The sequence below is a fragment of the Streptomyces sp. NPDC002156 genome (assembly GCF_053593675.1).
In genome coordinates this window covers 1-3,787 of the sequence record NZ_JBSFDA010000339.1, presented here as the reverse complement: position 1 = coordinate 3,787, position 3,787 = coordinate 1, and the positions used below count along the sequence as shown (strand labels likewise).

2 protein-coding genes are annotated in these 3,787 nt (G+C 76.0%); both read right to left on the bottom strand.

The genetic code is table 11. The features are described 5' to 3' along the window. Positions 1–929: beta-ketoacyl synthase N-terminal-like domain-containing protein (locus ACWCRB_RS49415; RefSeq protein WP_451002315.1), on the bottom strand; the 929-nt coding region annotated here is incomplete at its 3' end. Next, positions 926–3,787: SDR family NAD(P)-dependent oxidoreductase (locus ACWCRB_RS49410; RefSeq protein ID WP_451002314.1), on the bottom strand; the 2,862-nt coding region annotated here is incomplete at its 5' end. The genes ACWCRB_RS49410 and ACWCRB_RS49415, both read right to left, overlap by 4 nt.

The following is a 3,787-nucleotide window of genomic DNA, read 5'->3' as shown; positions in this document are numbered from 1 at the left end:
ACGGCGAGCACCGGGTGGCCGTTGCGCCGCGCGTCCGACAACCGCTCCAGCAGCAGCATCCCCACGCCCTCGCCCCAGGCGGTGCCGTCGGCCGCACCCGCGAACGCCTTCACCCGGCCGTCGGAGGCCAGCGCCCGCTGGCGGCTGTGCTCCACGAAGACGAACGGCGTCGACAGCAGCGCCACCCCGCCCGCCAGCGCCATGCCGCACTCGCCCTGCCGCAGCCCCTGGCAGGCCAGGTGCAGCGCCACCAGCGAGGAGGAGCAGGCGGTGTCCACCGACACGGCCGGCCCCTCCAGGCCGAGGAAGTAGGAGACACGGCCCGAGGCCACGCTGCCGTGGCTGCCGGTGGTGAGGTAGCCCTGCAGGTCCTCGGGCGGCTCGGACAGACGGCTGATGTAGTCGTGGTACATCACGCCCGCGTACACCCCGGTGGGGGTGGAGCGCAGCGTGGTCGGGTCGATGCCGGCGCGCTCGATCGCCTCCCAGGAGGTCTCCAGCAGGAGGCGCTGCTGCGGGTCCATCGCGAGGGCCTCGCGGGGCGAGATCCCGAAGAAGTCGGCGTCGAACGCGGTGGCGTCGTGGATGAACGCCCCCTCGCGGACGTACGAGGTGCCGGGGTGGTCGGGGTCGGGGTCGTACAGCCCGTCCAGGTCCCAGCCCCGGTCGGCGGGGAAGTCACCGACGGTGTCCTCGGCGGCGTCCGCCAGCGCCCACAGCTCCTCGGGGGAGTGCACCCCGCCGGGGTAGCGGCAGCCCATCCCGACGATGGCGATCGGCTCGGAGGCGGCGGCCTGGAGGTCCTGGTTCTGCTTCCGCAGCCGTGCCGTCTCCTTCAGCGAGGTCCGCAGCGCCGCGACGACTTCCTCAGCGGGATTGCTGGTCATGTTCTGTCTCTTCCTCTTCTTCTTCGTCTGCGGCTTCGTCACTCGGCGGTCTGGTCGGCCAGGCGGATCAGCTCGTCGATGTCGAGGGAGTCGATGCGCTCCGCCTCCTCGTCCCTCTCCTGGTCCGCCCGTTCGTCCGCCGCGCCATCGGCGGCGGCCGGCTCCTCCTGCGCGAACAGCTCGGACCGCAGCCGCCGCGCGAGCGCCTCGGGCGTGGGGTGGTCGAAGGCGACGGTGGCGGGCAGCCGCAGGCCGGTCGCCTTGCCGAGCCGGTTGCGCAGCTCGACCGAGGTGAGCGAGGTGAAGCCGAGGTCCTTGAAACCCCGGCGGGCCGCGATGCCGCTCGCCCCCTCCTCGCCGTGCCCGAGCACGGCCGCCACCTCGCCCCGCACCAGGGTCAGCAACGCCCGCTCCCGCTCCGCGGCCGGCATGCCCGCCAGCCGCTCGGCGAGCGACTCCGGCCGCTGCGGCGCCGCGCGGCGCGCCGTCGGCGTCCGCAGCAGGCCGCGCAGCATCGACGGCGGCTCCTCGCCGCCGGACCTGGCGCGCAGCCCGGCCAGGTCGAGCCGCGCCGGGACGACGTGCGGCGTGCCGAGGGCGAGCGCGGTGTCGAACAGCTCCATGCCCTGCTCGGCGGAGAGCGCCACCATGCCCGTCGTGCGGGCGAGCCGGTCTGTGTCGGCCCGGCTCAGCGCGGCCTCCATGCCGCCCTCGGCCCACAGGCCCCACGCCAGCGAGACCGCCGGCCGGCCGTGGGCCGCGCGGTGCTGGGCGAGGGCGTCGAGCGCGGCGTTGGCCGCCGCGTAGTTGGCCTGGCCCGCGCCGCCGACGACGCCCTGCACGGAGGAGAAGAGGACGAACGCCGCGAGGTCGTGGTCCTTCGTCAGCTCGTGCAGATGCCGGGCCGCCTCCGCCTTCGGGCGCAGCACGGCGTCGAGGCGTTCGGGGGCCAGGGACTCCACGACGGCGTCGGCCAGTACTCCGGCGGTGTGGACGACGGCAGTCAGCGGGTGCTCGTGCGGTACACCCGCGAGCAGCGCGGCGAGCGCGTCCCGGTCGGCGACGTCGCAGGCGGCGAGGGTCACCTCGGCGCCGAGCGCGGCGAGTTCGGCGCTCAGCTCGGCGGCGCCCGGGGCGGCGTCGCCCCGGCGGGAGGTCAGCAGCAGGTGCCGCACGCCGTGCCGGGTCACCAGGTGGCGGGCGAGCAGCGTGCCGAGCGCACCGGTGCCGCCGGTGATCAGCACGGTGCCCTCCGGGTTCCAGGCGAGGCCGGTCGCCGCGGGCGGCCTCGCCCGTGCCAGGCGGGGCGCGAACAGGGCGCCGCTCCTGAGGGCGAGCTGCGGCTCGTCGGTGGCGAGCGCGGCGGGCAGCACCATGGGCAGCAGGTCGGGGTCGTCCGCGTCGAGCAGCACGAAACGGCCGGGGTGTTCGGTCTGCGCCGAGCGGACCAGGCCCCAGACGGGCGCCTGGCCCAGGCCCGGCACGTCCTCGTCGGGGCGGGCGGCGACCGCGCCCCGCGTCACCAGCACCAGCCGGGTCTCGGCCAGCCGCTCCTCGGCGACGAACCGCTGCACCAGGGCCAGCGCCTCGTGCGGGGAGGCGGGCGCTGCTACGACGGCGTCGAGCGCGTCGGAGGCCTCGTCGAGACCCTCCAGGCCGGCCCAGCGCAGGGCCGGGGGCGCGGGCGGCGTCGTCACCGGCGTCCACTCCACACGGAAGAGGGCGTCCCCGCCGCCGCCGGCGACGGCGGCGAGCTGGTCGGCCGCGACGGGGCGGCGCGCCATGGACGCGACCGACGCCACCGGCCGCCCCCGGGCGTCGGTGAACTCCAGCGACACGGCGTCGGTCCCGGCAGCCGCCGACAGCCGTACGCGGGCGGCCGACGCGCCGGTGGTGTGGAGGCGTACGCCGCTGAAGGCGAACGGCAGCCGCGTGTCACCGGTCTGCGGCAGCGCGCCCAGCTCGATGGCGTGCAACGCCGAGTCCAGCAGCGCGGGATGGATGCCGAAGCCGTCGGCCCGGCCGGTCTCGTCCTGCGGCAGCGCCAGCTCGGCGAAGACCTGGCCCTCGAGCCGCCACGCGGCCCGCAGGCCCTGGAAGGCGGGCCCGTACTGGTAGCCGCTCTTCGCCAGCGTCTCGTACCAGGTGTCGAGCGCCACCGGCTGCGCGCCGGGCGGCGGCCAGGCGGCGGCTGCGGGGGCGGAGTCAGGGGCCGGGTCTCCGGGGGCGAGCACACCGCTGGCGTGGCGGGTCCACCGGCCCTCGCAACGGGAGTGGACGCTGACCGCCCGCCGGCCGGACGCGTCGGCCTCGCCCACCCGCACCTGTGCGTCGACGCCGCTGCCCTTGGTCTCCGGCAGCACGAGCGGGGCTTCGAGGGTCAGCTCCTCCAGCAGCTCGGCGCCGACCTGCCGTCCGGCGTGCAGCGCGGCCTCGACCAGCCCGGCGCCGGGGAGCAGCACCGTGCCGAGGGCGGCGTGGTCGGCGAGCCAGGGGTGGGCGTCGAGCGAGAGGCGGCCGGCGAGCACGAGCCCGTCGTCGTCGGCGAGCGGGACGGCCGTGGTGAGCAGCGGGTGCCCGGTGTCGCTCGCACGCCGTCCGGTGCCGGTGGGCGTGTCCAGCCAGTAGGTGCGGTGCTGGAAGGGGTAGGTGGGCAGGTCGGCGGTCGGTCCGTCCTGGGGGGTGGGGGTGACGGGGTGTCCGAGGGTCCAGGCATGGGCCAGCCCGGTCAGGAACTGCGCGGCCGTGCCCTCGCCGCGCCGCAGGCTGGTGACGGTGTGGACGTCCTCGATGTGGTACGTGAGCACGGGGTGGGCGCTGGTTTCGATGAAGGTGTGGTGTCCGTCGGCGATGAGGGTGTTGATGGTCTGGTGGAAGGCGACGGGTTGGTGGCAGTTGTC